At 75.0% G+C, this 5298-nt stretch carries 5 protein-coding genes and 1 pseudogene; all 6 read left to right on the forward strand.

What is annotated here, in order from left to right:
• The first annotated feature begins 155 nt into the window (after positions 1-155).
• The gene (locus DZF91_RS11295) at positions 156-1001 is read left to right on the forward strand and encodes a thioesterase family protein (protein WP_117357428.1); all 846 of its coding nucleotides are present in this window, start codon (positions 156-158) and stop codon (positions 999-1001) included.
• Between the two features lie 274 nt (positions 1002-1275).
• Positions 1276-2097 carry a glutamate racemase gene (gene murI, locus DZF91_RS11300; RefSeq protein ID WP_117357429.1) on the forward strand — a complete coding sequence of 274 codons (822 nt, stop codon included), beginning with the start codon at positions 1276-1278 and terminating at the stop codon, positions 2095-2097.
• 81 nt (positions 2098-2178) lie between these two features.
• Positions 2179-2928, forward strand: coding sequence for an MBL fold metallo-hydrolase (locus DZF91_RS11305; RefSeq protein ID WP_117357431.1), 750 nt, complete (start codon positions 2179-2181; stop codon positions 2926-2928).
• Between the two features lie 177 nt (positions 2929-3105).
• Positions 3106-3825, forward strand: coding sequence for a ribonuclease PH (gene rph, locus DZF91_RS11310; RefSeq protein WP_117357432.1), 720 nt, complete (start codon positions 3106-3108; stop codon positions 3823-3825).
• Positions 3822-4430 carry an RdgB/HAM1 family non-canonical purine NTP pyrophosphatase gene (rdgB, locus tag DZF91_RS11315; RefSeq protein WP_117357430.1) on the forward strand — a complete coding sequence of 203 codons (609 nt, stop codon included), beginning with the start codon at positions 3822-3824 and terminating at the stop codon, positions 4428-4430. Before rph ends, rdgB begins: the two co-directional genes overlap by 4 nt.
• Before the next feature lie 195 nt (positions 4431-4625).
• Positions 4626-5298 (forward strand): annotated as a pseudogene (locus DZF91_RS38870) (hypothetical protein); the annotation flags it as partial.

A 5298-nucleotide genomic window follows, 5' to 3' on the forward strand; every position in this document is an offset into this window, starting at 1 on the left:
CCGGCCCCGGTCCGGACGGCCGCCTCCGGCGCGGGCGGGGCGGGTCCGGACGGCCGGGCGCGGACGGTCGCCGGGGAGCGGGGGCGCGGTGCGCGGCGCGGATCGGTACGCTCGTACTCGAACGTGATTCTAGTAGGCCCCCCGGGAGGACGCGGATGAGCAGGTTCGGGGACGCGACGTCGGTCGAGCGGATCGCCGCGGACCGGTTCCGGATCGACCTGGACGCGGGTTTCGGGTTCGCCCAGGCGCTCAACGGCGGGTACCTGATGGCGGTGCTCGGCCGCGCGGCGGTCGAGGCGTCCGCGCACGCCCACCCGGTCAGCACCGCCGCGTCCTTCCTGCGGGTGGCCAAGGCGGGCCCGGCCGAGATCCTGGTGGAGCGCCGCAAGAGCGGCCGGACCACCGAGACGGCCCGCGCCACGCTGCTGCAGGACGACGAGCCCGTGGTCGACGCCCTGATCACCACCGCCACCCTCGACCCGGCCGCCGAGCCGGTCTGGGTCGGGGCGCCGCCCGAGCCGGCCCTGCCGCCGGTCGGGTCGTGCCTGAGCCTGGACGAGCCGCCGAAGAGCACCAGCCCGCGCAAGGGCGCGGGGACGGGCGTCCACCCCCGGGACGTCGGGGACCGCGGCTTCGCCGACCGGGTGGACATGCTCTTCGACCCGAGCACGATGGGCTGGCTGGACGGGCGTCCCAGCGGACGGCTCGAAGGCCGCGCCTGGTTCCGCCTGCGCTGCGGCTACCAGCCCGACGCCTACGCCCTGGCGCTGGCCGTGGACGCGCTGCCGCCGGTCGCCCTGAACGTGGACGCCAAGGGGTGGTCGCCGACCGTGGAGCTGACCTGGCACCTGCGGGCCGTCCCCGCGCCTGGGTGGCTCGCCGTCCTCGGGTCCGGACGCCTGTCGGCGGGCGGGTGGTTCGACGAGGAGGTCGAGATCTGGGACTCCGCCGGCCGCCTGGTCGCCCAGGCCCGGCAACTGGCCCGAACCGGCCGCGCCTGAGTGCTCGTCCGCCCCGGACGCCCACCGGGCCGTTCGCTGTCCGTGACCACCGGCCGCCGCCGGCGGCGGCCGGACCGCGTTCTCCGCAGGTGAGATCTCCCTCGGTCGGGGCGTGTCCGCACCCGTGTTCGTGCCGCTGACCGGGCTCCGCCGGGCCATGGCCGGGCGCTCTCCGAGCCCGCTCCCAGAACGGCCGAATTGTGATGTGGCGGACCCTGTGATGTCGGCCGCATGACGTCCGAGGAACGACCGGAAGCACCTAGCCTTGGGGACCATGTCAGACGCGCCCATCGGGATCTTCGACAGCGGCTTCGGCGGACTCACGGTGGCCCGCGCCATCCTGGACCAGCTCCCGAACGAGCCCGTGCTCTACCTCGGGGACTCCGCCCGCCAGCCCTACGGGGAGCGGTCCATCGCCGAGGTCCGGGCGTTCGCGCTGGAGATGCTCGACCGCCTGGTGGACGAGGGCGTGAAGGTCCTGGTGATCGCCTGCAACAGCGCGTCCGCCGCGATGCTCGCCGACGCCCGCGAGCGCTACGACGTCCCGGTGGTCGAGGTGATCCGCCCGGCCGTGCGGCGCGCCGCCGCCGCGACCCGCACCGGACGCGTCGGGCTGATCGCCACCCGCGCGACCGTGACCAGCCGCGCCTACGACGACGCGTTCGCCGCCGCCCCGCACATCGAGCTCGTCAGCGCCGCGTGCCCCCGGTTCGTCCCGCTCGTCGAGGCCGGGGTGACGATGGGTGACGAGGTTCTCACCGTGGCCCGCGAGTACCTCCTGCCCATCATGGACGCGGGATGCGACTCCCTCATCCTGGGTTGCACGCACTACCCGCTCCTGGCCGGCGTCGTCTCGTATGTCGTCGGCGACGGGGTCACACTGGTCTCGAGCGCCGACGAGACCGCCAAGGACGTGTACCGCGTGCTGCACGATCGGGGACTGGCACGGCCGGACGGGGCCGGGCGTCCGGAGCACCGCTTCCGGGCCACCGGCGACCCCGGCGTGTTCGCGGCGCTCGGCCGGCGCTTCCTCGGCCCGGAGATCGGCGCGGTCGAGACCGTCCGCGCCGGGGGCGTGGACGTGCTGACCCACTGACGTATCGAGCTGTTGGCGTTTCGACCTACTGAGGCCCCGGGAGGGGTACGGATCCTCGGGAAGACACAAGGAGGAGTGAGCGTGCGGGTCACTGTGATCGGCTGCTCGGGCAGCTTTCCGGGGCCGGAGAGCCCGGCGTCCTGCTACCTGGTCGAGGCGGACGGGTTCGCCATGCTGCTGGAGCTCGGCAGCGGCGCGCTGGGCGTCCTGCAGCGGTTCCACTCGCCGTACGAGATCGACGCGGTGCTGCTCTCCCATCTGCATCCCGACCACTGCATGGACATGTGCGGCTTCTACGTGGCCCGCAACTACTGCCCCGACGGCCGCGCCCCCCGCATCCCGGTCTACGGCCCCGCCGACACCGGGCGGCAGATGTCCCGCGCGTACGGCCTGCCCGACGAGGACGGCATGGACGAGGCGTTCCTGTTCCACCCGCTGCCCGCCGGCGCCTGGGACATCGGCCCGTTCAGCGTCACCGCCGTCCGGACCCCGCACCCGGTCGAGGCGTACGCCTTCCGGATCGAGGCGGGCGGGCGCGTCCTGGCCTACTCCGGCGACACCGGCGAGTCGTCCGCCCTGGTGGACCTCGCCCGCGACGCGAACCTCTTCCTCTGCGAGGCGTCCTTCCTGGACGCGCCGAACCTCCCGCCCGACCTGCACCTCACCGCCCGCGAGGCCGGCGAGCACGCCGCCCGCGCGGGCGTCGACCGCCTCGTCCTCACCCACCTCGTCCCGTGGAACGACGCCGACCGCTCCCTGGTGGAGGCCAAGGGCAGCGGCTTCGCCGGTCCCATCGAGCTCGCCCACGTGGGCGCCACCTACCAGGTCTGACCCGTCCCCGGGCGCGACCCGGAACCTCCGGCGTCGCGTCCCGGTGTTTCTCCTCCCCGCATGACGTCCCCGTCGTCGGCGTGCCCGCGGGCGGACCGCCATGATCAACAGACCGGGCGGGGGCCGGGAGGCGGGCACGGGACGTGCGGGCCGGAGCCGGGCACTAGGGTGGTGGTCATGGCACGTCCTGACGACCGCGCGGCAGACCAGCTCCGAACCGTTCGCATCCAGCGCGACTGGCTCGACCACGCCGAGGGCTCGGTGCTGGTCGAGTTCGGCGCGACCCGCGTGCTGTGCGCCGCGTCCGTCCAGGACTCGGTGCCCCGCTGGCGGCGGGACAGCGGCCTCGGCTGGGTCACCGCCGAGTACGCGATGCTCCCGCGCGCGACCCACACCCGGAGCGACCGCGAGGCCGTCAAGGGCCGCCTCGGCGGGCGCACCCAGGAGATCTCCCGGCTGATCGGACGGTCCATCCGCGCCTGCGTCGACTTCAAGGCGCTCGGCGAGAACACCGTCCAGCTCGACTGCGACGTCCTGCAGGCGGACGGCGGCACCCGCACGGCCGCGATCACCGGCGCGTACGTGGCGCTCGCCGACGCCGTCTCGTGGATGCGCGAGCGCGGCCTGCTCAAGGGCGACCCGCTGGTCACCTCCGTGGCGGCGGTCAGCGTCGGGGTGATCGACGGCGAGCCGCGGCTCGACCTGGAGTACACCGAGGACGTCCGCGCCGAGACCGACATGAACGTCGTCTGCACCGGCGACGGCCGGTTCGTCGAGGTGCAGGGCACCGCCGAGGGCAAGCCGTTCGACCGCGCCGAGCTCGACGCCCTGCTCGACCTCGCCGCCGGCGGCTGCGCCGAGCTCACCCGCATCCAGGCGGAGGCGCTCGGCCGATGAGCCGGATCGTCCTCGCCACCCGCAACCAGGGCAAGATCGAAGAGCTGCGCCGCATCCTCGACGGGATCGAGGTGGTCGGGCTCGACGCGTTCCCGGACGCCCCCGAGGTGCCCGAGACCGAGCTGACCTTCGCCGGCAACGCGCTGCTCAAGGCCCGCGCGATCGCCGCGCACACCGGCCTGCCCGCCGTCTCGGACGACTCGGGCCTCTGCGTGGACGCGCTGAACGGCATGCCGGGCGTGCTGTCCGCCCGCTGGTCCGGACGGTTCGGCGTCCAGGCCGGCGACAGGGACCGGGCCAACCTCGATCTCGTCCTCGACCAGCTCGCCGACGTCGAGGACGGCGCCCGCGGGGCGCACTTCTTCTGCGCCGCCGCCCTCGTCGTCCCCGGCCACGCCGAGCACGTGGTGGACGGCCGCATGTACGGCACGATCCTGCGCGCGCCGCGCGGCACCGGCGGCTTCGGTTACGACCCGATCTTCCTGCCGGACGGCGAGACGCGCAGCAGCGCCGAGCTCACCCCGGCCGAGAAGGACGCGATCAGCCACCGGGGCCGCGCCTTCCGCGCCCTCGCGGAGATCATCCCCACGGCCGTCTCCGCCTGACGCTCTCCCGTCCCCGCCCGCTGCGCCCGCTCGCTGCATCGGCCCGCTTTGCTCGCCCGCTCGCTTCGGTGAGCGGGCGGTCGTCTTCGGTCGCCCGTGGCGGCGCGAAGATCGGAAGAAATCCGGACGCGTGACAACCGGCGGGGCCGGAGCGGGGGTTCTGAGGGGTGTAGTTCCACTTCCCCGAGGAGCAGCATGATCAACATAGTGGGCGGACGGCGCGCGACCGTGGCGGTCGTCGCCGGGCTGGGCGGCGCGGGAGTGCTCGCCGCAGGGATCTGGCTGGGCACGGCCTCGGACGGCGGCTCGTCGCGGACGGCCACGGTGTCGGCGAACGAGGCGGCCCGCACCGCCGCCCCCGCCCCCGCCCCTGGGCGGACCTCCACCGCACGGCCGTGCCCTCCGCCCGGACGGCCCGGACACCCCCCGGCCACCTCGCGTCCGCCGCACAAGCCGTCACCCAAGCCGACGAAGCCGATGCCCAAGCCGACGAAGCCGATGCCCAAGCCGACCGGGAGGCCGACGAAGCCGACCCACCCGAGCCCCAAGCCGGTGCCGCCCACGGCCCGGCCCACGCATCCCGGAACGACGGTCCCGCCCGGCCGTCCGGCTCCGAGCCTGCCGCCGACGAGCCGTCCCGTCCCTCCGCATGAGATCCCGGGCAGGTCCGTCCCGCCGGTGCGGTCCGGCCGTCCGGCTCCGGGCCCGTCATCCCGGCCGGGAAGCAAGCCCGCTGAGTGCGTGCAGCCGACGCCCGCGCCCAGGCCGCCGAAGACCGGGGGCGGCGCCCCGGCCCCGGTGCCGCCGAAGACCGGGGGCGGCGCCCCGGCCCCGGTGCCGCCGAAGGCCGTGCCCGCCGCCCCGGGAC

The sequence above is a fragment of the Actinomadura logoneensis genome (genome assembly GCF_003428695.1).
GTDB lineage: Bacteria > Actinomycetota > Actinomycetes > Streptosporangiales > Streptosporangiaceae > Spirillospora > Spirillospora logoneensis.

Bases quoted from the DNA above. Each gene is read 5' to 3' on its own strand.
- DZF91_RS11295 (WP_117357428.1), top strand. From the start codon at position 156: ATGAGCAGGTTCGGGGACGCGACGTCGGTCGAGCGGATCGCCGCGGAC.
- murI (WP_117357429.1), top strand. From the start codon at position 1,276: ATGTCAGACGCGCCCATCGGGATCTTCGACAGCGGCTTCGGCGGACTC.
- rph (WP_117357432.1), top strand. From the start codon at position 3,106: ATGGCACGTCCTGACGACCGCGCGGCAGACCAGCTCCGAACCGTTCGC.
- rdgB (WP_117357430.1), top strand. From the start codon at position 3,822: ATGAGCCGGATCGTCCTCGCCACCCGCAACCAGGGCAAGATCGAAGAG.